General features: G+C 42.4%; 25 protein-coding genes and 4 pseudogenes. 19 read left to right on the plus strand and 10 right to left on the minus strand.

Features of this window, described 5'->3' with window-relative positions; translation table 11 throughout:
• Positions 1–267: 267 nt before the first annotated feature.
• The gene (locus tag EII41_RS02490; RefSeq protein WP_124789293.1) at positions 268–606 is read right to left on the minus strand and encodes a hypothetical protein; all 339 of its coding nucleotides are present in this window, start codon (positions 604–606) and stop codon (positions 268–270) included.
• Positions 593–1,273: a hypothetical protein gene (locus EII41_RS02495; RefSeq protein WP_124789294.1), complete on the minus strand. Its 681-nt coding sequence runs from the start codon at positions 1,271–1,273 to the stop codon at positions 593–595. Before EII41_RS02495 ends, EII41_RS02490 begins: the two co-directional genes overlap by 14 nt.
• 540 nt (positions 1,274–1,813) lie before the next feature.
• Between EII41_RS02495 and EII41_RS02500 the strand changes: the two genes are divergently transcribed.
• From EII41_RS02500 to EII41_RS02515, 4 genes are all read left to right on the plus strand, one after another.
• Positions 1,814–2,497, plus strand: a complete 684-nt coding sequence (locus tag EII41_RS02500; RefSeq protein ID WP_124789295.1) for a hypothetical protein — start codon at positions 1,814–1,816, stop codon at positions 2,495–2,497.
• Between the two features lie 557 nt (positions 2,498–3,054).
• Positions 3,055–3,987: a conjugative transposon protein TraN gene (gene traN, locus EII41_RS02505; RefSeq protein ID WP_124789296.1), complete on the plus strand. Its 933-nt coding sequence runs from the start codon at positions 3,055–3,057 to the stop codon at positions 3,985–3,987.
• Between the two features lie 4 nt (positions 3,988–3,991).
• Complete coding sequence (locus EII41_RS02510) at positions 3,992–4,576, plus strand: conjugal transfer protein TraO (protein ID WP_124789297.1); 585 nt, start codon at positions 3,992–3,994, stop codon at positions 4,574–4,576.
• 19 nt (positions 4,577–4,595) lie between these two features.
• Positions 4,596–5,111, plus strand: coding sequence for a DUF3872 domain-containing protein (locus EII41_RS02515; protein ID WP_124789298.1), 516 nt, complete (start codon positions 4,596–4,598; stop codon positions 5,109–5,111).
• A 109-nt stretch (positions 5,112–5,220) separates the two neighbouring features.
• Here the strand turns inward: EII41_RS02515 and EII41_RS02520 are convergent, their stop codons facing one another.
• Together EII41_RS02520 and EII41_RS14480 are read right to left on the minus strand one after the other, a co-directional pair.
• Positions 5,221–6,441, minus strand: coding sequence for a Fic family protein (locus EII41_RS02520; RefSeq protein ID WP_124789299.1), 1,221 nt, complete (start codon positions 6,439–6,441; stop codon positions 5,221–5,223).
• 22 nt (positions 6,442–6,463) lie between these two features.
• Positions 6,464–6,589 (minus strand): annotated as a pseudogene (locus EII41_RS14480) (fusion protein); the annotation flags it as partial.
• Between the two features lie 969 nt (positions 6,590–7,558).
• On the opposite strand from EII41_RS14480, the gene EII41_RS02525 reads away from it, so the two are divergent.
• The gene (locus tag EII41_RS02525) at positions 7,559–8,086 is read left to right on the plus strand and encodes a dihydrofolate reductase family protein (RefSeq protein WP_124789300.1); all 528 of its coding nucleotides are present in this window, start codon (positions 7,559–7,561) and stop codon (positions 8,084–8,086) included.
• Positions 8,087–8,153: 67 nt separating this feature from the next.
• Here the strand turns inward: EII41_RS02525 and EII41_RS14485 are convergent, their stop codons facing one another.
• The 5 genes and pseudogenes from EII41_RS14485 to EII41_RS02545 all read right to left on the minus strand — a co-directional run.
• A complete protein-coding gene (locus EII41_RS14485; protein ID WP_260425449.1) occupies positions 8,154–8,354 on the minus strand; it encodes a hypothetical protein in 201 nt (66 codons plus the stop codon).
• Positions 8,355–8,522: 168 nt separating this feature from the next.
• The gene (locus EII41_RS14490) at positions 8,523–8,672 is read right to left on the minus strand and encodes a hypothetical protein (protein ID WP_231964098.1); all 150 of its coding nucleotides are present in this window, start codon (positions 8,670–8,672) and stop codon (positions 8,523–8,525) included.
• 26 nt (positions 8,673–8,698) lie between these two features.
• Positions 8,699–9,118 carry a virulence RhuM family protein gene (locus tag EII41_RS02535; RefSeq protein WP_124789301.1) on the minus strand — a complete coding sequence of 140 codons (420 nt, stop codon included), beginning with the start codon at positions 9,116–9,118 and terminating at the stop codon, positions 8,699–8,701.
• Positions 9,119–9,138: 20 nt separating this feature from the next.
• Positions 9,139–9,657: an ORF6N domain-containing protein gene (locus EII41_RS02540; RefSeq protein ID WP_124751656.1), complete on the minus strand. Its 519-nt coding sequence runs from the start codon at positions 9,655–9,657 to the stop codon at positions 9,139–9,141.
• A gap of 12 nt (positions 9,658–9,669) precedes the next feature.
• Positions 9,670–9,873: pseudogene (locus EII41_RS02545) on the minus strand (tyrosine-type recombinase/integrase); the annotation flags it as partial.
• Positions 9,874–10,158: 285 nt separating this feature from the next.
• Here EII41_RS02545 and EII41_RS02550 point away from each other — a divergent pair.
• Genes EII41_RS02550 through EII41_RS02560 form a run of 3 tightly spaced genes read left to right on the plus strand, consistent with a single transcriptional unit; the run spans position 10,159 to position 13,013 of the window.
• Complete coding sequence (locus tag EII41_RS02550) at positions 10,159–11,388, plus strand: site-specific integrase (RefSeq protein ID WP_124789302.1); 1,230 nt, start codon at positions 10,159–10,161, stop codon at positions 11,386–11,388.
• Between the two features lie 53 nt (positions 11,389–11,441).
• Entirely contained in the window at positions 11,442–12,644 is a 1,203-nt protein-coding gene (locus EII41_RS02555) for a site-specific integrase (RefSeq protein WP_124789303.1), read from the plus strand.
• Between the two features lie 6 nt (positions 12,645–12,650).
• Positions 12,651–13,013 carry a hypothetical protein gene (locus tag EII41_RS02560; protein WP_124789304.1) on the plus strand — a complete coding sequence of 121 codons (363 nt, stop codon included), beginning with the start codon at positions 12,651–12,653 and terminating at the stop codon, positions 13,011–13,013.
• A 338-nt stretch (positions 13,014–13,351) separates the two neighbouring features.
• Here EII41_RS02560 and EII41_RS02570 read toward each other — a convergent pair whose 3' ends face one another.
• Complete coding sequence (locus tag EII41_RS02570; RefSeq protein WP_124789306.1) at positions 13,352–13,756, minus strand: nuclear transport factor 2 family protein; 405 nt, start codon at positions 13,754–13,756, stop codon at positions 13,352–13,354.
• 133 nt (positions 13,757–13,889) lie between these two features.
• Between EII41_RS02570 and EII41_RS02575 the strand changes: the two genes are divergently transcribed.
• From EII41_RS02575 to EII41_RS02630, 11 genes and pseudogenes are all read left to right on the plus strand, one after another.
• Positions 13,890–14,204: a winged helix-turn-helix transcriptional regulator gene (locus tag EII41_RS02575; RefSeq protein ID WP_124789307.1), complete on the plus strand. Its 315-nt coding sequence runs from the start codon at positions 13,890–13,892 to the stop codon at positions 14,202–14,204.
• 223 nt (positions 14,205–14,427) lie between these two features.
• Entirely contained in the window at positions 14,428–14,847 is a 420-nt protein-coding gene (locus tag EII41_RS02580) for an SRPBCC family protein (protein ID WP_124789308.1), read from the plus strand.
• Positions 14,844–15,317 carry a MarR family winged helix-turn-helix transcriptional regulator gene (locus EII41_RS02585; RefSeq protein WP_124789309.1) on the plus strand — a complete coding sequence of 158 codons (474 nt, stop codon included), beginning with the start codon at positions 14,844–14,846 and terminating at the stop codon, positions 15,315–15,317. The genes EII41_RS02580 and EII41_RS02585 overlap by 4 nt, the downstream gene beginning before the upstream one ends.
• 8 nt (positions 15,318–15,325) lie before the next feature.
• Positions 15,326–15,769: pseudogene (locus EII41_RS02590) on the plus strand (GNAT family N-acetyltransferase).
• A 2-nt stretch (positions 15,770–15,771) separates the two neighbouring features.
• Positions 15,772–16,386, plus strand: coding sequence for a DNA alkylation repair protein (locus EII41_RS02595; RefSeq protein WP_124789310.1), 615 nt, complete (start codon positions 15,772–15,774; stop codon positions 16,384–16,386).
• Positions 16,387–16,394: 8 nt separating this feature from the next.
• Positions 16,395–16,919 carry an AAA family ATPase gene (locus EII41_RS02600; protein WP_124789311.1) on the plus strand — a complete coding sequence of 175 codons (525 nt, stop codon included), beginning with the start codon at positions 16,395–16,397 and terminating at the stop codon, positions 16,917–16,919.
• A 342-nt stretch (positions 16,920–17,261) separates the two neighbouring features.
• Positions 17,262–18,062 (plus strand): type IV toxin-antitoxin system AbiEi family antitoxin, encoded by an 801-nt coding sequence (locus tag EII41_RS02605; protein WP_124789312.1) that lies wholly within the window; start codon positions 17,262–17,264, stop codon positions 18,060–18,062.
• A 190-nt stretch (positions 18,063–18,252) separates the two neighbouring features.
• On the plus strand, positions 18,253–18,888 hold the full coding sequence (locus EII41_RS02610) for a hypothetical protein (protein ID WP_124789313.1): 636 nt from the start codon (positions 18,253–18,255) through the stop codon (positions 18,886–18,888).
• A 26-nt stretch (positions 18,889–18,914) separates the two neighbouring features.
• A pseudogene (locus EII41_RS02615) lies at positions 18,915–19,764 on the plus strand (AraC family transcriptional regulator).
• A 96-nt stretch (positions 19,765–19,860) separates the two neighbouring features.
• The gene (locus EII41_RS02620; RefSeq protein ID WP_124789314.1) at positions 19,861–21,222 is read left to right on the plus strand and encodes an MATE family efflux transporter; all 1,362 of its coding nucleotides are present in this window, start codon (positions 19,861–19,863) and stop codon (positions 21,220–21,222) included.
• A gap of 285 nt (positions 21,223–21,507) precedes the next feature.
• Positions 21,508–21,834 carry an RteC domain-containing protein gene (locus tag EII41_RS02630; RefSeq protein ID WP_124789353.1) on the plus strand — a complete coding sequence of 109 codons (327 nt, stop codon included), beginning with the start codon at positions 21,508–21,510 and terminating at the stop codon, positions 21,832–21,834.
• Positions 21,835–21,907 lie beyond the last annotated feature (73 nt).

Raw genomic sequence — 21,907 nt, forward strand, 5'->3', positions numbered from 1 at the left:
TTCTCTGACCGGAACAGAGGTAAAGAAAAGGGGGCGTAAAAACAGTCCCGGATACGTTCGAATCTTTCATGGCGCAAAGTTACGGAGCAAAGCACTCTGCTCTCATATAGCAGGATATGCCTCTTGGTGCCGAATCGGAGCCACTTGCTTCCATCTACGAAAAAAGGGACCATTCAAAGCAAAAGGCCGGTGCGGGAGACAAAACTTCAAGTTTGCGTGTAACCCCTCCTGACGGAAAACCCGTGTTAGGTGTTGGTGTTAAATTATTTATTCGTTTTTTTCTTGTCCATTCCAACGATATATTTTAACTCTGCCATCAGTTGAAACTTCAAAAGTTCTTTTGTCATCACTTAAAACTTTTTTTAGAAGCCATCCCGCATCTTTACCTGCTTGTTCTACGTCTTTTGACTTTTCATAAAGAGCAATCATCGGAGTACCTTGCCAATAATAATTATCTCCACCAAGTAAATCACGGGCTGCAAACCATTCGTCTTTTCTGTTTTTACACCAACTATACACAGCTCCTTGCAAAAAATCTAAAATTCTTTGTTTTTGTCCATCTGTTATTCCGTGAACATCTCTAATTTTCGAATCATCTGTTAGCATATTCTTTTCCTTTAATTTTTAGTAGCATATCTCTAACTATTTGGTCTACACTTTTGAAATAAGGGAAACAATCGTCTTTTGCAATTTCAACTTGAAAAATACCCTGAGCAAAAGGTAAATTTTCTATTGGAATTTCCACGTCTTTACTATTGTCAAAACATAATTTTAGAAAATCTTCAAGACCATTTTCCAAGTCTTTTGTTGAAACTTGTTTCCCTTTTACCGACTTTCCACTAAAAATGGCTTTGTTTGCGTGTGAATACGGATTTCTGTATTTATTTTTAAAATTTCTCAATTCTTGTTTTTGCTGTTTCGAAATCAATCCTTGCGAACAGGCTGCATTTATAGATGCCTCTAATTGTAAATTATCATATTTGTTTATTCCATCAATAAAGGCATCTTTAATTTCCACATCATCTGCTTTATTTTCGATAGAATACTTCACCCCTAAGCAAAATTTAAGGGATTTTTCTAAAAAATAATTTGTCAGTGTTATTGTTGATTGATATAATCCACAAATAAAACATTTGCAAATCTCATCACGAATGGGGTCTAATGCAGGATAACCATATTCAATAGTAAATATTTCTTTAATAATCTCATAATTATTTCCAATTTGAGAATTTAAACTGTCAATGAAACTTTTCAATCTGTTATTGTTATCCATTTTTTGCTTGTTTTTTGCACTTCGTTACACTTGCACCTAACGCCTTATTTACGCAACAAATATACAACATTCGTATATATTACAATATTCGTAATCATTTTTTATTTTTAATGTGAATTTCGATGTAAGAAAAGGGCCAAAAAGTTGGAACATAATGGAAAACCATCCGTAAACCTCTATCAAGAACTTATGGATCGCTCAAAATTGATGCCTGCTTAGGTCGAACTCACCTTAATTTATTTTTTTTATCAGACAAAGCCACCAATAAAAAAGCATGTATAAAATATTATAAATCCAAAGATTTACATAAGCAATAAAAAAACAAAATTGCTCATAGATAAAGATTTAAAAATGAATCAATTTGCTTTTTTATGAATAAAAGCCAATTGTATGCATGAATACAAAGGACTTAAAAATCGAATCATAAAAACAGAGCAAAAAAATAATCACCCGATATCTTGCTTATTTTTGCAATAATTACTAACTTTGCTCTCAAATACATGATAAGCTATTAATTATTTAACATAAAACGTAAAAAATATGACACCTGAAAATCCAACCCCCAAGAAGCGCCGTTCGGCTTACGTTTCCAACGAAAAAGCCCTGCTTAACTACGATGCCATCTTTACCAACGTATCCACGCAACCCGTCATACAAAACGAACTTGCGGAGTACGGATACGATGACGCAAAAATAGCCGAAGGCAAAACCCTTGCCGATGCCGCACGCAAAGCCTACAACGACAACCTGCGTGAAAACGCCGAAGTTACCGTTGCCCGTAAAAACTTCGACCAGCAGGCCGAACAGTTTCTTGCAGCCTATGCCGCACACCGCAAGGCAGCCAAAGTATGTTTCCGGCGCGACCCTGCCGTTATCAAGCAGCTCGGCATCGTAGGGCGTGATCCCGATGCCTTCGCCCCGCGCCTCGAAGAAGCCGAAAACTTCTACCGCATCATCGCCCTCACTCCTGCAATAGCTACCCCTCTTGCACAGTTCAAAATAACGCCCGAAACCATCACCCAAGCCCAACAACAAGCCGCCCTGGTGAGACAAGCCCGAGCCGATTACCTGCGCGAAAAAGGCGAAAGCCAAGACGCCACCAAGCAAAAAGACGCCGCCTTCCGCGCCATCGAAACGTGGCTGTCCGACTTCTTTGCCGTAGCCCGCATCGCTCTCGAAGACAATCCGCAACTACTCGAAGCCCTCACTAAAATTGTCCGCTAATAGCACACCGAATAAATAAAAATAACAAACCTCAACGCTCCAACTGCTAACGCATGCGGAGCGTTCGTATTTACGTCGCAGAGACTTTTCCCTCTCCTGCAAAAAGCATCCTACCCCCTGTCAAAAACACCTCACTCCCTGCAAAAAATCACCCGCCCCCTGCAAAAACACATCCACCCCACACAAAAAACATTTCACTCCCTGCAAAAAATCATTCACCCCTTGTAAGAAACATTCAACCCCATATAAAAAAACACCCGCTCCCTGTTAAAATCATCCGCCCCCTGCAAAAACACATCCACCCCACGCAAAAAACGTTTCACTCCCTGCAAAAAATCATTCACCCCTTGTAAGAAACATCCGACCCCATATAAAAAAAACACCCGCTCCCTGTTAAAATCATCCGCCCCCATACCCAAAGACATTCACTCCCGCAACAAGTACAGTTAGAGAGAGAACATTTATTCGCCCAATCCGTATATCAGGCACGGTAGGATGTCATTTTCCTATCCCTCGCTCTGTCATGCAAGGCATCATTAAAAATCAAATCAATTCGTATGAAATCAATTCTTTGGGTATGCGCTCTTATCGGGTGCATCACAACGGCGCAAGCACAGCAAGCCGACACGCTCTCTTCTCCTTCCAAAGGAGATTATTTTGAAGGGCTGACACGCCCGCTCACCTTTAACCGCATGATACCGCCGTATGCGCTGGAGGTTACGTTCTCCAAAACCGTGCATATCATCTTCCCGGCAGCGATTCGCTACGTAGATTTGGGTTCCGCCGATTTGTTGGCCGCCAAAGCCGACGGAGCGGAAAACGTACTGCGGGTGAAGGCCGCACTTCATTTCTTCCGTGAGAGTAATCTGGCGGTGATTACCGAAGACGGAGCCTATTACACGTTCAACGTGAAGTATGCCGACGAACCGGTCAAGTTAAGCATAGAGATGGCCGACTTTATCCGCGACGGCGAAGCGGTGAACCGCCCGAACAATGCGATGGATATTTACCTGAAGGAGTTAGGGCGCGAGTCGCCCCTGCTCGTCAGGTTGATTATGCAATCCATCCATCAAAACAACAGGCGTGAGATAAAACATATCGGGAGTAAACGCTTCGGCATCCAATTTACGTTGAAAGGAATTTACACGCACAACGGATTGCTCTATTTCCATACGCAACTGAAAAACGCCTCCCACGTACCGTTTGACATGGATTACATCACGTTCAAAATCATCGATAAAAAGATAGCCAAGCGCACTGCTATTCAGGAACAGGTCATTGCCCCGCTCAGAGCGTATAACCATCTGATGTGTGCCGGAGGAAAGAAAACGGAGCGAACCGTTTTTACACTGCCGAAGTTTACCATTCCCGACGATAAGCATCTTGTGGTCGAGTTGCACGAAAAAGACGGTGGACGCCATCAGTCGTTCACCGTAGAGAATGCCGATCTTGTGAGAGCCCGTGTAATCAGTGAACTAAAAGTGAAGTAAATCTATGAAACAGCTGGTATTTATGTTCTCGGTCCTGTGGACGTTGTTTTCCACGAATCAGGCTTACGCCCAACGCTGCCTGCCCGGTATGCAAGGCATACGGATAACGGGAAGCATGGTAGACGGCATGCACCGTCCGGATAGCAGGAATAAGTTGGGATATTCTTTCGGACTGTCGATGACCACATACTCTAAAGGCGGCCATCAGTGGGTCTTTGGCGCAGAGTACCTGAACAAGTATTATCCGTACAGAGCGAATCGAATCCCCGTCAGCCAGTTCACGGGAGAGGGCGGTTACTTCCTGAATTTTCTTTCTACGCCCGGTAAGACATTGCTGTTTTCGCTCGGAGCATCCGCTCTTGCCGGATACGAAACAAGCAATTGGGGCGAAAAGACGCTTTTCGACGGGGCTACTCTTCGAAACAAAGACGGCTTTGTCTATGGCGGAGCACTCACCCTCGAAATGGAGACATATTTGTCCGACCGTATCGTGCTGCTTCTGACTGCCCGCGAACGGGTGCTGTGGAGTACATCCACCGGACGGCTTCATGCGCAATTCGGAGCAGGACTGAAATGGATGATACACTAAAAAGAGAAAGGAGGATACAATGAAACGAAATATATTAAACGCAATTTGGGTGACGGGGCTGCTTGCCTTCGCCGTGTTTTGCCTGTCTGCTTGTAATCACGAGTTGGATATTCAGCAAGCGTACCCGTTCACCGTCGAAACGATGCCGGTGCAGAAGAACATCGTCAAGGGACAGACGGTAGAAATCCGATGCCGCTTAGTAAAAGAGGGCAATTATCAATATACAAAGTACTTTATTCGCTATTTTCAACCCGACGGAAAAGGAGAACTGAGGTTGGGGAACGGCACTTTGCTTTTGCCCAACGAACGCTATCCGCTCACCAAAGAAAAGTTCAGGCTGTATTACACTTCTCGAACTACCGACCAACAGGTCATCGACGTGTACATCGAGGATAGCTTCGGTCAGGTGGTGCAGAAAACATTCGGCTGGAAGAATGACAATGCGGATGAAAAAGAGCACCGCGTGCAGGAAAAGGTAAGGCTTCTGACACGACGTATAGCCAGACCGCTGTATGCAGTATGGTACGGATACTAAAATAAAACGCCTGGGATTCGGGCGTTTTTTTATGTTCAACTTTTTAGGACGCAGTTCACACGACCTTGCGAGAAAGCTTTTTCGCACTGTAAACGATATGCAACCCTACTCAATTAATTTTCCAGTAGCCCGTTTTCTTACTGCCCATGCGGGATACGATACCTCGCTCTTTAAGCCGGCTAATATGATTCTCGATGGTGCGGACAGGCTTTGAGAGTTTTTGAGCCATTTCAAAAACTCTAATATATTGGTTCTCTCTGATTAATGAGACAATCGCTTGCTCAACCTCATTTAATCCACCTTTTATTCCACCTCTTAAACCACCATTGTTTTTCTCTTCGCTTTCAACATATCGAACCATCGCATTTCCGATAATATCAAGCATAAAGTCGATAAATGGACGACAATCGGGCATACCGCTGTTGGATTGCGATTGTTGCAGGGCTTGGTAATACTTTTCTTGGTTGTAGTAAATCATTGTCTCTACGGGAAGCCACTCAAAAAGCTCGTTCCATTTCGAGAGAACAAGCGTTTGCCAAAGCCGTCCTATTCTGCCGTTTCCGTCACGGAACGGATGAATATGCTCTATCATAAAGTGCATGGCCGAACTCTTTATAAGAGCGTGCGTATCGGTTGTTTTTCCCCACTCCAATAGTTCGGCAACCCGTGCAGGCACTTCTTCAAAATTTGCCCCTAAATGCAACACCTTTCCCTTGCTATCGACAACGGCAACGCCAACACTACGGAATTGCCCTGACTCTTGAATGAGATTCTCGGTGATAGCCCTGTGTGCTTTCAGAAGGTCATCAACGCTATATGGATCTAAATCGGGTATTTGCCCGTATGCCGAAAAAGCGTTTTTCACCTCTTGAATATCGTGCAGAGGAGCAAACACGACCTTGTCGTTAATCACATCAAACACCTGCTGAACAGTGAGCCTGTTGCCCTCGATAGCCGTTGTAGAACCGACCGTAAGAATGCGGTTTGTTCTTTTCAGGTGCAATACGTCTTTCGACTGCTCCTCCGAAATCTTTACACGTTCCAACAGAGCATAAATCTTACCGATTTGCTCGTGCCATAAGGGATTATATGTAAAGAAAGTGTCCATTCGGTTTGTAGCCCTCTTGATTTTCGGATTATTTCGTATATATTTTTTTGCTTCGTGCAAAGTTAAAACTTTTTCCGGGAATATGCTTATTTGCTCTATGTAAACATGGGTCTGTAATTGTGATAGCCTTTTCAAATTTAGCGCTTCTCCTAATTGAATTACTGTTGAACAAATAGAATGAATTTCATTTCTTTTCGGCTTTTTGTTACTTTTTCTCCCCATTCATTAGGTAAGTCATGGAAAAAGATACTTCGTAAACAACATATTTGTCGCAACTGTATCCCTCCATTTGGATAATCTGATTTACTTCTACTACCTGCTCGGCTCTGTCAATCTGCTTGTTTGCACCTAATAAAAATACCTTGCTCATGATTTTGAATTTTAGGAAGTTATAGAAATGTCAGTAAGGCGAGAAGAACGAGAATAACGGTGAGCAACCCCACCAGTAAGGAGATAATACCCCGAAGAATGGGAATTAGCAGATACCAAGCAGCCAACACCCAGAGAAAGCCTGTACCCCAAACGAAGTACCCCAAAACCACAAGAGCGATTTTCCCTGCTGATTTTATGCTAATTGGAAGGTAGGCTGTCGTTCGATGTTTCCTGTTTTTTTCGATGCTTCTCCTAACCTCTGACTTTTTTTTTATGCCCTATCGGAGCCGGTAAGGAGTGTCGAGTTTCAGGTGCAATGAGAAAGTAGTGTTCAGCCGTCGTCCGGTTTTTGACGAATAAATACGCTCGCCCGAAGCATAAGGGAAAGAGGAAGATTTTTCGTTCAAACCGTAAGGCTTGAACTTGCGACGGCGTTAAGAACACGAAAATACTTTCGCAACTGAACCCGACACGTCTTACCGCTTTCCGGATGCTTTGTCTTAGAGAGGAAGAGATTATATTCGAGGGAAGCAGAGAAAAAAGGATATAGGATATCAGGACTATCGGATTTTGAATAAATAATCGTCTTCTTCGTTTCTAAGAATAGACTTTACAGCATGTTATAAACGAAATGAAGAATTGAAAAAACGATTTTTCATGGTTTTTGCTTACAAATACAGTATCTTTGTAGGAGAAATATAGAAGTATATGTATTGCGGGAATATTTTTCTGCAATTCATGATATATAACATAACGTTCGCTGAACGTCTCGTTACGGAAACTGGTAATTTTCAAATGGAAGAGACCGATGCGCAATGTTCATGCTATACGCAAGTATGGCGTGGGCTTGCCTGTCTTCTTCCAAGGGCATACCAGTGCCTCGTAACGAAGCAGCGTGAGTTCCACGCTTTCTTTTTTGGAGGTTAGCGAATGTTCTTTGACTGGAAAAATGGCAATAAATTGAGACATGAAAAAGATTAAACTGTACATCGCTGTTTCTTCGGATGGATATATCGCACCTCCCGACGGAGACTTGAGTTGGCTTGTCAATCACCCGATACCATCGAAGGAAGAACATCAAGATTTCTTAAACTCCGTGGATACCGTTCTTTTAGATGGTAATATGTACAGTAATCTTGTTTGTATGGATATTCTATGGCCATACAAAGGCAAAGAGGTATATGTCGTTTCTTCTCATCCGGTCTTAGCAAAGTATGACGTAAAATTCATCACGGAAAAGGTTTCGGAGACGATTGCTGACCTCAAAAGAGCGGAAGGGAAGGACATTTGGCTTGCCGGAGGCGCCGACCTCATTTCCTTATTACGTGACAATGGCTTGATTGACGAAATGATAATCATTTACACGCCTGAAGTCTTTGAAAAGGGGATTGCTTTATTCTCAGGGATTCCTGAAAAGTCCGGTTGGGTACAAATAGAAAACAAGGAATTTGATAGTAGTATGATTCGAAAGATATATCGATGTTTAGGAGGGTAAGTTGGCAAAGCAGAGAAGAAACCTACTCCTTTGAAGAAGCAGGCTTCTCTATTTTTATAGAATTTGGCTAAGTACCTTTTTTCTGGTAGCATTTACTTCCATCCGGCGAGATATAAAAATCGAATGTTTCTTCGACGGTTGTACCCGAAATATCGAGCGAGTACTTGCAACGGATAATCACGACAAGCACGTCTGCCGGATTCTGGCTGTCATACTCTCGTAAGTTGTCGGGTGGCAAAGTTCTAAGCGAATCAATCCGAGCGTTCATTCGCTCAATGTCTTCCGCATACTTGTCGTATTCGCTTTTCAGCTTGGTGGCGGTCTGCAAATCTTCGGTTAGTTTCTTCGCGAGTTCAATACGTTTGATGACAACCTCCTTATCCTTTCTAAAATCGTTTGTCAGATAAGCAATACTGTCGGCAACCGTGACTATGCCTTATTCCGACATTTCCAATACCTTAAAGTCAATGCCGGATTGACCTTTCAATACGTAATCACGAATGGCTTTCTCGTACTTGCTGTTCATATTGAACTCACTGCAAGCAACGAAGAGAACCGCAATCAAAAAATAAATTGTCTTTTTCATAACTGAATTGTTTGTGAATATTCTACTTAATTTAGTTTTATATCAGCAAATCTTGACGATAAGTTATATACCACCCAAACCTCTTTTTCTTTTTGGGGCTTTGTACAGATATATTCGGTCAAAGCCTTCATGACCCATTCCCTAAAAGCTCTTGCTTCAAAGGAGGCCGTCCGGTAACTTATGAATATGAGAGCTTCCAAATTATAGAGCTTCATTTCAGATTCGCGGCCATTATACTTATATTTATGTATACAGCTCACTTCGTCTTCACACAATAACCCGGATTTGAATATACTCCGAAGCTGATTGCCGATGCTACTTACATAAACATTAAACAGACTCGCAATCTCATGCTTAGTCATCCATAAAGTGCAATTTACAAGTTTTGCTTCAACAACAAATTGATTTTCGCCGTTTTCTCGGATTTTGATATAACCTCGATTCATAACACAACATAGTTAATCGGTTATTCCTCCTCTTGCTTTGCTGTGAAACCGATTCGCCGGCGAGGTTTGTTTTCTTGCTCTTTTTGTGATGCAAGTTCGGTGAGTGCTTGGTAGATGTCACTAAACTGCATATTCGTTTCAATCATAAACTCCTCCAGTTTGCGATTCAATTCGGCGTAGCCTAAGGCGTATTGACGCAGTACCACGAACGCCCGCATAATAGAGATATTCACCTCGATAGCTTTGGGACTTCTTAATACAGAAGAGAGCATTGCCACCCCTTGTTCGGTAAATGCAAATGGAAGGGCTGGACTGAATTTCAGGTTCTGAGGCAGGTTGTCACATATTGTGATAAGCTCTTGCCATTCACTTTTCGTGAGTTCAAACATAAAATCCGGCGGAAAACGCTTTATATTACGTTTCACGGCTTGTTTCAACGCACGTGTTTCGACCTCATAGAGCTCGGCAAGATTATAATCAAGCATTACTCGTTGCTCCCGAATCTCGAAAATCTTGTTTTGAATGAGTTGTAATTCCATAGTTCGATGAATTTATGGGTTGATGGCTAATTTTTCATCAAGGCTTTTAATCTTAGCTGCAAAAAGATTCATGTCATCACTGATTTTAGAGTCTGTGATACGTGCATAAATCTGAGTTGTCCGGATGTTCGTATGGCCTAACATCTTACTGACACTTTCAATGGACACTCCCTTTGATAGAGTGAGAGTCGCAAAAGTGTGCCGGGCGCAATGGTAAATACAAGCCTAAGCAGGCATAAGAGGAACATAGGTATAAATAAGGTAACTGGTTGTGAATTAGCTGTTTTTCTATATTCTGCAACAGATAGGGATAGGCAAAATAGTATGGGATATTGAGACCTTTCAGTTACCAAACCGTTATCCTGTTGTTTCCCGAACAAGCTGAGGTAACGATTATTGGAAGATTTTTTCTCATCTCGTTTCTTTCTGTCTGTTTATCAATATTTTGCGTATCAGAGAACGCTTTAGCAACGGGTAATTTTGCCCATAAAATTAAAGCGTATGAGGATAGAAAAGTTCAAGGTGTTGCTCTACCTGAAAAAGAGCAGACCCGACAAGTCGGGCAAAGCCCCCATCATGGGACGCATTACCGTCAATCGTTCGATGGTGCAGTTCAGTTGCAAAATCTCCTGTACTCCTGACTTATGGAATCCTCGTGAGAGTCGGTTGAACGGTAAAAGCAATGAAGCCGTGGAGGTGAATGCCAAATTGGACAAGCTGCTACTCTCCATCCATGCGGCATTCGACACCTTGGAGGAACGTAAGGTCGATTTTGACGCCGAAGCTGTCAAGGACCTGTTTCAAGGAAGTCTCGGAACGCAGATGACTCTATTGGGAATGACGGACATTGTCTGCGAGGAATTGAGGAAACGCATCGGGATAGACCGTGCAAAGGGAACTTACCCAGCCTATATCTATACCCGTAGAACTTTGGCAGAGTTCATCGAAAAGGAGTTTTGCACCAAAGACATCGCTTTCGGTCAGATGACGGAGCAGTTCATTCACGATTATCAGAGTTTCATCTTGGACGATAAAGGACTTGCCATAGATACCTGCCGACACTATCTGGCTATCGTCAAGAAGGTATGCCGTAAAGCCTACAAGGAAGGTTATGCCGACAAATGTTTCTTCGCACACTTCAGTCTCCCCAAGCAAGAGGAGAAGACACCGAAAGCCCTAAGCCGGGAATCCTTTGAGAAAATCCGTGACTTGGAAATTCCTGAACATCGTGCTTCCCATATCTTGGCAAGGGATCTCTTCCTTTTCGCCTGCTATACAGGGACAGCCTACGCCGATGCTGTTTCCGTTACACGGGATAACCTATTCACGGATGATAATGGCTGTCTATGGTTAAAATACCGCCGCAAGAAAAACGAGCTTCGCGCCTGTGTCAAGCTGCTGCCCGAAGCCATCGAATTGATAGAGAAATACAACGACGATACCCGTCCGACTCTTTTTCCGATGCTATACCATCCCAACCTTCGCCGTCTGATGAAAAGCCTTGCGGTTCTTGCCGACATCAAGGAAGACCTGACCTACCATGCCGGCAGGCATTCCTTCGCTTCGTTGATTACTCTGGAAGCCGGAGTACCCATAGAGACCATCTGCAAGATGCTGGGACACTCCAACCTGCAAACTACTCAGATATATGCGAAGGTAACTCCCAAGAAACTCTTCGAAGATATGGACAAATACATCGAAGCGACAAAAGACCTCAAACTCGTATTATAAAAACACAGACATATTGAAAGCAGAGTGAAAACAAAAAAAACAATGAAATAACCATGCGCAGTACATTCTCTTTACTACTCTATATCAATCGCAACAAAGTTCGTGCAGACGGTACAACTTCCGTCCTTTGCCGAATCTCCATTGACGGGAAAAGCACGACGATAACCACCGGTATCTCCTGCAAACCCCAACAATGGAACGCCAAAAATGCAGAGGCCTCAGATACACGGACAAACAACCGTCTGAAGAAATTCCGCAGTAATGCGGAACGGCTTTATGAGGATCTGCTCAAGAAATACGGCGTTGTCAGTGCCGAACTGTTGAAAAACGAAATCGCAGGACATGTCGTAGTCCCCCTTCATTTACTCCGGATGGGAGAAAGAGAAAGAGAACGCCTTGCGATAAGAGCCAAAGAAATAGGCTCAAACTCCACATACAGGAGTTCAAGATATTACCAAAGTTATATTCGCGAGTTTTTGGAGTCAAAAGGCATGAGCGACATTGCTTTCTCAGACATCACCGAGGAGTTCGGACGGGAATACAAGGTTTATCTGAAACGATACAAAAACTTCGGAGCATCGCAGACCAACCATTGCCTTTGTTGGCTGAACCGATTAGTTTACCTTGCCGTTGACCATGAGATTATTAGAGCCAATCCATTGGAAGAAGTCGAATATGAGAAGAAGCCACCTGCCAAGCGTATGCATATCAGCAAAGCGGAGTTGAAACAACTGCTGGAACTGAAACTCCCCGACAATGACCCTTTGAAAGAACTGGCTCGACGGACTTTTATCTTCTCCTGTTTTACGGGGCTTGCCTATGTCGATACACAATTGCTTTATCCGCACCACATAGGGAAAACTGCCGAAGGAAGACGTTATATACGGATTAACCGCAGGAAGACAAAGGTAGAGTCATTTATCCCCCTGCATCCGATAGCGGAGCAGATTATCAATCTGTACAACACGACCGATGACACACAACCCGTCTTCCCTCTGCCAAGCAGGGATATGATGTGGTTTGAAATACACGAACTGGGCGTCATCATCGGGCGCAAGGAGAATCTGTCCTACCATCAAGCCCGGCACAGCTTCGGCTCGTTTTTGATTTCCGAGGGGATTTGTACGGAGAGCATTGCTAAGATGATGGGGCACGCCTCCATCACCAGCACGCAGACTTATGCGAAGATTTCTGAGAAGAAAATCTCAGAAGATATGGACAGGCTGATAGAAAGACGAAAGAACAACGAATATTGAAACACGATGAAAAGAGAAATCATAACCATCAGGGAGAATGGAGAAATACATATCCCGACAACTCCCGTATGGATGTCGGCTTGTGAGATAGCCAATCTGCTCGGGGCATTCTCTGGCAAGGTGAACGCACAAATCAAAGCGATATTCAAAGAGGGGCTTTTGATGGAGACGGAAGCGATGAAGACAATCCGCTCAGAACGGGGATTTATTGATTTGTACAGTATTGAAATGATAGCAATGCTGTCGTTTCGTATTGCCACGCCACAGGCAAAGACTTTGCGCAGGTGGATAATCGGCAGGTTTTCTAAGAAGAAAGTTTCCTCCTCACCCATAATCGTCTGCTATACCGTCGGCAGACAACATAATTAAGGAAAAGCAGGCAGTGAGAGGATAATTTCCCACTGTCTGCTTTTTACTTACTGTACATTCCGTTGTGTCTTGATTTTGGCGTATGATGAGCCAATGAAGAAAAGTGGTCGAAGAAGCCAACAAATCTTACGTAAGAATCAGAAAAAACTTACGTCACTTTTCTGGAATCTTACGTCACTTTTTTTTGAGAGTTGCTTTGTCGTGGTCAAAACAAATCGACAATATGACCAAAATCAAGACAACAGAGGCAAACAGTTAAACCCTAACAGAAATAGATTAATAAACAGGCAGTAAGACGCATTTATCTCACTGCCTGCCTTAGTGTTTTTGGTAAATGATCATCCTTGTGCCAGTGCCGTCCAGAAGCGGTCTTCTTCGTCGATTCGCTCGGAGAACAGCCAGACTTCCTTTATCAGGTCATTATCAAAGCGGAAAAGGTCTACTCCCCTCATCTCCATTGAATGCCCGTTTGCCGACACTGCAAATCCAATCGCAGCTACAACCAAATCGCCGTTTCCCGTCACATAATCCACTTGGTCGATAGCGAATGTTCCATTACTCAATTGAGCCATTCTTCCCAAATGAGCGAAAACATTCTGCTTGCCGTTGTAAACGCCCGACAATGTACCCTTTCCCGGTTGATGCCATATCAAATCATCGGAGAGCAATGCCCCCACCGTTTCAAAATCACCCTGTGCCAAAGCGGTGTAAAATTGACGCACTTTTTCGATTTTCTTTTCCATAAAACTGTATTTTTAATTGTCAGAACCACTGCAAAGTTATACCTTTGCACTACTATCTGCAAGTACACACAATATTGTATGATACACACCATATTGTTAGAATTGCTGATTATCAAGAATAAAAAAGTTTGTCATGGAGAGAAAGATTTCAGACACAGAATGTCCCGTGCGAAAGTCTATGCAGATTTTTGCAGGTAAATGGACGCTACTCATCATTTTTCAAATCAACCACAGGGTAATCCGTTACGGAGAACTCAAACGTGCTATTCCCGGTATCAGCGAGAAGATGCTTATCGACGAGTTGAAATTCTTGTGCGGTAAAGGGCTGATTAAAAAGAAACAGTATCCCGAAGTACCTCCACGAGTAGAGTACTCCCTCACGCCATTGGGAGAGAAAGTTCTGCCGATTATAGACGAGATTGCCAAGTTCGGTATGGAGAATTTGTAGTCTTACAGATTAGATTTTCAACGTGTGAAGCATAAATTTTCTCTCAAAAAACGGTATTGCCTTCAAAAAAACAAACCGTTTTACCTTTTATTGTTGTCGAATATATTATGTTTGTGGCAACAAAGTGTTTTTTCACATGAAAGATAGAGGGCATAGAAAAACGAAACATCAGATTTCGCTTTATTCATTTCCTGATACTTTCAGAACATAAGACAATTAAAATATGTGGTCAAAAACGTATTCTATTACAACTAATGAAGTTACAAAAGAACAAATGTGGAAGCTATTTGCTGATGTAAATGGCTGGCATACATGGGATAGTGGAGTGGAAAACGCTCAATTGAATGGGCAATTTGAACAAGGCTATCATATTCTTTTGAAACCTAAAAGCGGTCCGAAGATAAAGATTGTTCTTTCAAAAGTAGTAGAGAAGCAATTGTTTATTACGGCTTCTTCTTTCCCTTTGGGTAAAATCTATCACCAGCATTTGTTTGAGGAAACCTCTGATGGGTTGAGAATTTCATATACTATCACGGTAAAAGGAGTGTTGAGTTTCTTGTGGGTGAAACTTATTGCCCAAAATCTGTTCAATTCAATTCCCAAAGATGTTGTAAAACAAATAAACATAGCCAAGACACTATGAATAAGACAGACATTGTTTTTGGAATCGAAAAGGCAGAAGAGAGTTCGGGGTTTCTGCTTTGGCAAGTTACAACACTTTGGCAGCGTCGCATAAAGCAATCATTGGATTTATTGGATTTGACGCATACGCAATTCGTTCTATTGGCAACTGTAGCTTCACTTTCTCAAAATGGTAATATCGTAACACAGATTGACATTGCAAATCAAAGTAAAACCGATCGTATGATGGTTTCTAAAGTTTTACGCACACTACAATCAAAAGGGCTGATAGAGAGAAGAGAGCATAGAACCGATACACGAGCCAAAGAAATAACCATCACTCGAAAAGCCTTAGATCTTGTACAAAAAGCGGTAGTTGCAGTGGAGCAAATAGATAGAGAGTTCTTTGGAGTTCTCCGCACCGAGCGAGAAAGATTCAACGACAGTATGCGTCAACTAATCAAGAATGACATAAGTCGTTCCTCAACGTAACAGACTTCATGAAAATAGAAAGAGTAACCGAAAACAAGAAGCAATTCCTTGACCTGTTATTGTTAGCAGATGAATAGGAAGATATGATTGACAAGTACTTGCCAAACGGAGACTTGTTTGCCTTATACGACGATGACTTGAAAAGCATTTGCGTTGTAGTGCCGGTAAGCAGTAATACCTGTGAACTGAAAAACATAGTGACATACGAGCAGTATCGGGGCAAAGGTTTCGGTAGGAGATTGATAGATTACATTTCCGATTTCTACAAAAAAGACTATAAGACAATGCTTGTCGGTACAGGCGAAGTTCCTGCAATTCTATCGTTTTATGAAAGTTGTGGCTTTGAAAAGTCTCATCGGATCGAGCATTTCTTCACGGACAATTACGACCGTCCTATTTTCGAGGGAGATATACGACTTGTAGATATGATTTACCTTAGAAAGAACTTATAACAATGGGAATAGACAACATATTAAGCAAGATATTACCAATAGAACATGGCTTTCAGCATATTATTGATGGAGCTGATGAAATCCTTTCTGCATACTCGAAGAAACAATGTTTTGAATTTGCTCTCGAGTTGTTCAAACACGAAGCCTATCAAGCCCGAATGTTGGCAACAACTATATTGGGCAGATTGGCAACAACGAATAATGATGCACTTCATTTTCTGAAAGAACAAATAAGTACTGATGAAAATTGGCGTGTGCAGGAAATGCTTGCAAAAGCTTTTGATGAAGTTTGCAAACATAGAGGATATGAAACGTCTTTACCACTCATCGAAGAGTGGATAACTGACGATAATCCGAATGTAGTCCGTGCCGTAACAGAGGGGTTGAGGATTTGGACAAGTCGTCCATTCTTCAAAGAAAACCCATTGATGGCTATTGCTCTAATCGCTAAGCACAAGGGACACGAAAGCGAATATCTTCGGAAATCCGTAGGAAACGCTCTAAGGGATATAAGCAAGAAGCACGCAGAATTGATACGGCAAGAGGTGGAGCAATGGGATTTATCCAATCCTCGAATTATGTTCACTTATAAACTTGCAGCGAAGTTGTTAAAATGAATATTACAATGAGCAAAGCCATTCTTTTTATTTTTTCTGGACTACCAGCGGTTGGCAAATCCACACTTGCGAGGTTTGTCGCAAAAGAGTTTGGAACGGTTTACTTGCGCATTGATACCATAGAACAAGGACTGAAAGACCTATGTCGTATCAGTGTCGAGGGAGAGAGTTACAGATTGGCTTACCGCATGGCAAGCGACAATTTGCAACTCAACAGTAATGTCGTGGCTGATAGCTGCAACCCCATCGAATTGACAAGAAGGGAATGGGAAGAGGTTGCCGCTAAGAGTGGTTGCCGTTTCTTAAATATTGAAATTGTTTGCTCGGACAAGTCGGAACACAAGCAACGAGCAATGCAGAGGATTTCAGAAGTCACAAATATGAAGATACCGATATGGGACGACATCGAAAAACGAGAATATCACGAATGGCGAAAAGACCATATTATTATTGACACAGCAGGCAAGACTATTGAACAATGCAAAACTGAACTAAAAACAAAGATAACCGACAACCATCTTCTTGATGAATAGATTTCAACGATGGCAGGATAAACAGTGAGTAAAGACATCAACAATTAAACAGAAAAGAGTTTGCTTCATTAAAATGGAACAAACTCTTTTCCGTTTAGGCTTATATACTCCTTTGTTGCATCAACTTGTCCATGTCCCTTGCAATCTTTTGGTCAGTGATTTGAACATAGATGTGTATGCTGTCTATGGAATGTTGCTTTAGGGAAAAGGATTAAAGACAATTCGTTTGAATCCCAAAAGAGACTGTATGGAGCTTTTTTTACTCAATTCTTTGAGCTTTTCTTTTGAGTAGTCTATCTTTGCGAATAGTAGCCATTACGGCTACTATTAAAGAATAAGGAAATGGCAGAAAAAGTATTCTCTTATGGTGATTTTATCAGGCAGGTCTTGTCGGTGGGGCGAATTTCGTTTACCATTGAGGAGGTGATGCAGCAAAGCGGATATGGCAGGAAAATCGTACAGGTCTCCCTTTCTCGTTTGGCAAGCAAGGGAGAGATTGCACTTATAAGACGAGGCTTTTATGTGATTATTACCCCGGAGTTTTCCCTGCAAAAAAACGTCCCGCCTCTTATGTATATCGATGATTTGATGAAATACATAGAAAGAGATTATTACGTCTCTCTTCTGTCGGCTGCCGCACTTCACGGGGCTGCCCATCAGCAACCGATGCGTTTTTTTGTTACTACAGGTATGCCTCCTGTCAGAAACATAGAGAATGACAGGTTGCATATCGCTTTCAACATAAGGAAAGAGTGGGATAATTCTTGTGTTACACAGATGAAGACCCGAACGGGATATGTGAATGTGTCCACTCCGGAGGCGACAATGCTCGACCTTGTGGAAAACCAACGCACTTTCGGATTGGCACGGGTTGTCGGTATTATTGATGAATTGTCTGAATGTATCAGCAAATCTTCTTTGCGAAACACCGCAACCTATTACCCTACGGCCATCATACAGCGTTTGGGCTACATCTTTGAGAGCTTGCCGGGAAAAGCAGACCTGACAAAGGGCTTGGCTTCCGTACTTGCCAAGCGGACTGTATATCCCCAATATTTTTCTCTTTCGGCAGAGAAGCGTGGCACATTGGACGAAAAATGGAAAGTCATTGTAAACGATGAAATAGAAACAGACGTATTATGATACCTCAACGATATATCCTCGAATGGAAATCCGTAGCCTAAAAGTCCAAAAAGGCACGAAGCCGGACAATGGTGTAAGCAATGAAAATCCGTAAACTCATTTTCATTGCAGAGCGACCGCCTTTGCCGCCAATCGCCCTGCTGAAATAAAAATATTTTTAATATGTGAATTACCAATAAGATTAAAGTATATGTGTCAGCCTGAATTAAGAGATATCGAAAAAGAGAAAAGAAGACTTGCTTTTGAAAAAGCTCACGAGATTAGGAAGTTTGAAATTGAACTTTATTGGAAACGAACTACTTATTTTTGGGCATTTATAGCCTTTTCCTTTGGAGCGTATATTGCAGTTGTATCTTCCGAAAGCAAAGAGTTTACCAATAGAGAAAACTACGCTTTCGTTATAACATGTATTGGCTTTATCTTTTCTCTCAGTTGGTATCTCGTAAATAGAGCCAGCAAGCATTGGCAAACCAATTGGGAGGTGATTATAGATGATTTAGAAGATGAATTCACAGGAGATTTGATGAAAAGACATATAGAGAATAATAACAAATGGTATGAATTGACATTATCGTATAGATATTCTGTTTCAAGGATCAACCAGATTGTAAGCCTCTTTATTACCATTGTATGGGTTATCTTGATGTGTTTTTCTGGTTATCAAATTCTCAGTATTTCCACATTATCCTTATCAGGAAACTGGATGTTTCCTATATTCTTTATTGTCACAATCGCTTTCTTTGTTATTCTCGTAAAATGGGGAAAGTCTGAAAAGCCAAAGGAAAAGGTTACTCTTAATCGAAAATCGTCCAAAGAATGTTGTTGAACGAAATCATAAAATAATGGAAAGATATGCTCCGGTTACGCATCTATAGAAGTTCACAGCTCTCAGATTTCGGAGTCTATCTGAAGACTGTTATCTCTCGGACATCGGCATCTTCGGAAAGATACGCTTTCTCCCATACCGACGACTATTATTTCTTTGGCTTCATAGAGGATGGGCAATGCCGTCTGAATATTGATTTCGATGAGTACTCTTTCGGGAAAGGAAGTCTGGTAATCATCCGTCCAGGACAGGTACATCGCATCATCGATGCTTCCAACCTTTCTGCAAAATTTCTGGTTATCGACTCGGTATTGGTGGATAAGGAGGAAAAAACGAACATTAGAGCGATACGGTCGTCCCCAAATACAACTATCCGACATATCGGAACTGAAACTATTATTATCGCTTCTCGACCGCAAAATGGGTTGCATGGAAAATCCATCTGCCAAAGCAGTCGTTCAGCGACTGACCACCGTCATTGTAGGGTTGGTCGTGGAGAACGTTGTAAATGCAACGATAGCTCAATCCAAATTGCAGGGGATAGTGACCAGACACAAGGAAATAGTATGGGAATTTCGGGATTCGCTGGAAAGTAATATCCGAAGCAATCGTTCGCCATCATTCTATGCCGGACGGCTGAACATTACCGTTGCCTACCTGAATGAGGCAGTAAATTCTGTTCTGGGGACAAGTGTGAGCCACCATATCCAAAACGAGATTATTTTGCAGGCTAAACGTCAATTGGTCTATACTACAGATTCCGTCAAAGAGATTGCACATAGTTTGGGCTTTAACGATCACTCCTACTTCACACGACTGTTTACCAAGGTTGTGGGCATTTCTCCCTCGCTTTTCAGAAGAACTTACCACGAATAGTGCTATTATAACCGTTGTCCGTCTATTGTGGCAGCCTGTATTCAACCATACCTTTGCAGCGAACTTTATTCACTTAAAAAGATACGGATTATAAGGATGAACAACGCTGTGAATATTTTGCGAGAAGGAAGTATGATGAAAGCCCTGACAAAGTTGGGGATACCTATTGTCATCGCAATGCTGATTATGGCGATATACAATGTGGTGGACACTTTCTGGGTTGCACGTTTGGGAACTCTTCCCGTTGCCGCCGTATCGGTCGTTTTCCCTCTGTCGCTGTTATTTCTCGGGATAGGTTTGATGTTCGGTGTCGGAGGCGGAGTGTATATATCCCGTCTGTTGGGAGCGAAGCAGATTGTCAAGGCTGGTCAGGTTGCTTCCGTCTCGGTGATTACCTCTGTGATGTTGGCTGCTCTCATTGCCCTTGTGTGCAATGCGTTCCTGCCGGACATTCTTCTGTTTATGGGAGCAAACGAGGGAATGATACACTTGGCAGAAGCATACGGCAGACTCTTCATCATCAGTTGTGTCATAGGGGCGTTGAATGTGTCGATGTCCAACATCATTGTTTCACAAGGGGCATCGAAGACATCTGCGTCGGCAATGATTATCGGCTCTGTCGTCAATGTTGCATTAGACCCCTTGTTTATCTACACTTTCGGCTGGGGCGTGGAAGGTGCGGCATGGGCAACCATTCTTTCAAGAATCATCACGACAGTCATTTATATTCGCTTCATCCTCTCGAAAGCAGAGGTAAAAGTGTCGTTTGCCCTGTTCGCTCCCACGATAAGAATGTATGCGGACATCATCAAGATAGGCATCTCGATGCTCTTTCTGCAATCGCTCCAAACTCTCTCCATCAGTCTGTTGCAGAGAGCAGCTGTGAAATATGGTGCAGAGGCTGTCGCGGCTGTGGGTATAGTCCTGAAAATCGTCACATTGGGAACAAACGTGGTCTTCGGGTTTGTCAAAGGACTGCAACCGATGGCTGGTTATAACTATGGAGCATGCAATTTCCAAAGGTTAAAGGAAGCGGTGCGCTGTTCCCTGATACTCACCACCTCGTTTTGTGTACTTTGGAGCATACTCATAATGGTATTTACCTCTCCTGTCATCAGTTGTTTCGGCAAAGACGAAACAATGCAGGGAATTGCACAAATTGCCCTTAGGGCCAATACGATTATGTTTTTCACTTTCGGCTTCCAGTTTGTGTATTCCACACTATATATGGCAATCGGACGGGCAAGGCAGAGTCTTCTGCTCAATATCGGACGGCAAGGGCTGTTTTTTATCCCTGCCATATTGCTGCTCCCATCATATTGGGGATTGAATGGAGTGCTTTATGCACAGCCAGTAGCCGACGTCTTTGCAACTTTGATGACACTGTTCTTTGCCATTCAAATTCATAGGGAAATACGTCATAAATCACATCTCACAACAGAGAATCTACAATGTTGAACATAAAAGATATGATTATGCTAAGACTTACTCAAACGGAAGACTTCAAGACGATGAATTCGTCTTGCTCTACAAAAGAACAGATACAAAAGGTGTCAGACAACTTTATATTGAAGGTTGTTGCTCTATGTGATACAGAAGAAGATACTGTCTCGTTGTTTCGTATTCTCCGCTATACTCGTTTTCGTTTACAAACCTTGCAAGAGAAGTACTTGATGGACGGAGAGGGGAAAAAATGTATTGGAGCTACTCTTTGTCATTGACACGGAGCTGGAATTGCTGAAGATGCGAATACAGGGGCTTCTTCCTGCTTTGCCCGTCAAATCAGCCAAGAAACTCCGCTGGACAGGCAAGGCAACAGACTTGGTGGAACTGCTCTATGCCCTTGACACCTGCAATTGTATCAATAATGGAGAGATTGGCGTAGAGGAACTGGCAGACGCTCTTTCTGAAATCTTCGGTGTGGAAATCAAGAACTGTTACAACGTATATATGAATATGAAACGTCGCAAAGATGACAGTCGCACCTATTTCCTTGACGAACTTCAAGAGAAACTTAACAGACGTATGGTGGAAAGCGACTTGAAAGGCGGCAAGTTCAAGAAACAGTAATCGTATTCACAAGGTTAATCAGGCTTCCTTAATAAGTAAAAGGGAAGCCTGATTTTCTTTCATAGAGAAATAA

Source organism: Tannerella forsythia (assembly GCF_003860135.1).
GTDB lineage: Bacteria > Bacteroidota > Bacteroidia > Bacteroidales > Tannerellaceae > Tannerella > Tannerella forsythia_A.

Excerpts from the sequence above, each read along its gene's own strand:
- EII41_RS02490 (WP_124789293.1), bottom strand. The coding sequence starts at position 606 with ATGCTAACAGATGATTCGAAAATTAGAGATGTTCACGGAATAACAGAT.
- EII41_RS02495 (WP_124789294.1), bottom strand. The coding sequence starts at position 1,273 with ATGGATAACAATAACAGATTGAAAAGTTTCATTGACAGTTTAAATTCT.
- EII41_RS02500 (WP_124789295.1), top strand. The coding sequence starts at position 1,814 with ATGACACCTGAAAATCCAACCCCCAAGAAGCGCCGTTCGGCTTACGTT.
- traN (WP_124789296.1), top strand. The coding sequence starts at position 3,055 with ATGAAATCAATTCTTTGGGTATGCGCTCTTATCGGGTGCATCACAACG.
- EII41_RS02510 (WP_124789297.1), top strand. The coding sequence starts at position 3,992 with ATGAAACAGCTGGTATTTATGTTCTCGGTCCTGTGGACGTTGTTTTCC.
- EII41_RS02515 (WP_124789298.1), top strand. The coding sequence starts at position 4,596 with ATGAAACGAAATATATTAAACGCAATTTGGGTGACGGGGCTGCTTGCC.
- EII41_RS02520 (WP_124789299.1), bottom strand. The coding sequence starts at position 6,441 with ATGGGGAGAAAAAGTAACAAAAAGCCGAAAAGAAATGAAATTCATTCT.
- EII41_RS02525 (WP_124789300.1), top strand. The coding sequence starts at position 7,559 with ATGAAAAAGATTAAACTGTACATCGCTGTTTCTTCGGATGGATATATC.
- EII41_RS14485 (WP_260425449.1), bottom strand. The coding sequence starts at position 8,354 with ATGAACGCTCGGATTGATTCGCTTAGAACTTTGCCACCCGACAACTTA.
- EII41_RS14490 (WP_231964098.1), bottom strand. The coding sequence starts at position 8,672 with ATGAAAAAGACAATTTATTTTTTGATTGCGGTTCTCTTCGTTGCTTGC.
- EII41_RS02535 (WP_124789301.1), bottom strand. The coding sequence starts at position 9,118 with ATGAATCGAGGTTATATCAAAATCCGAGAAAACGGCGAAAATCAATTT.
- EII41_RS02540 (WP_124751656.1), bottom strand. The coding sequence starts at position 9,657 with ATGGAATTACAACTCATTCAAAACAAGATTTTCGAGATTCGGGAGCAA.
- EII41_RS02550 (WP_124789302.1), top strand. The coding sequence starts at position 10,159 with ATGAGGATAGAAAAGTTCAAGGTGTTGCTCTACCTGAAAAAGAGCAGA.
- EII41_RS02555 (WP_124789303.1), top strand. The coding sequence starts at position 11,442 with ATGCGCAGTACATTCTCTTTACTACTCTATATCAATCGCAACAAAGTT.
- EII41_RS02560 (WP_124789304.1), top strand. The coding sequence starts at position 12,651 with ATGAAAAGAGAAATCATAACCATCAGGGAGAATGGAGAAATACATATC.
- EII41_RS02570 (WP_124789306.1), bottom strand. The coding sequence starts at position 13,756 with ATGGAAAAGAAAATCGAAAAAGTGCGTCAATTTTACACCGCTTTGGCA.
- EII41_RS02575 (WP_124789307.1), top strand. The coding sequence starts at position 13,890 with ATGGAGAGAAAGATTTCAGACACAGAATGTCCCGTGCGAAAGTCTATG.
- EII41_RS02580 (WP_124789308.1), top strand. The coding sequence starts at position 14,428 with ATGTGGTCAAAAACGTATTCTATTACAACTAATGAAGTTACAAAAGAA.
- EII41_RS02585 (WP_124789309.1), top strand. The coding sequence starts at position 14,844 with ATGAATAAGACAGACATTGTTTTTGGAATCGAAAAGGCAGAAGAGAGT.
- EII41_RS02595 (WP_124789310.1), top strand. The coding sequence starts at position 15,772 with ATGGGAATAGACAACATATTAAGCAAGATATTACCAATAGAACATGGC.
- EII41_RS02600 (WP_124789311.1), top strand. The coding sequence starts at position 16,395 with ATGAGCAAAGCCATTCTTTTTATTTTTTCTGGACTACCAGCGGTTGGC.
- EII41_RS02605 (WP_124789312.1), top strand. The coding sequence starts at position 17,262 with ATGGCAGAAAAAGTATTCTCTTATGGTGATTTTATCAGGCAGGTCTTG.
- EII41_RS02610 (WP_124789313.1), top strand. The coding sequence starts at position 18,253 with ATGTGTCAGCCTGAATTAAGAGATATCGAAAAAGAGAAAAGAAGACTT.
- EII41_RS02620 (WP_124789314.1), top strand. The coding sequence starts at position 19,861 with ATGAACAACGCTGTGAATATTTTGCGAGAAGGAAGTATGATGAAAGCC.
- EII41_RS02630 (WP_124789353.1), top strand. The coding sequence starts at position 21,508 with ATGCGAATACAGGGGCTTCTTCCTGCTTTGCCCGTCAAATCAGCCAAG.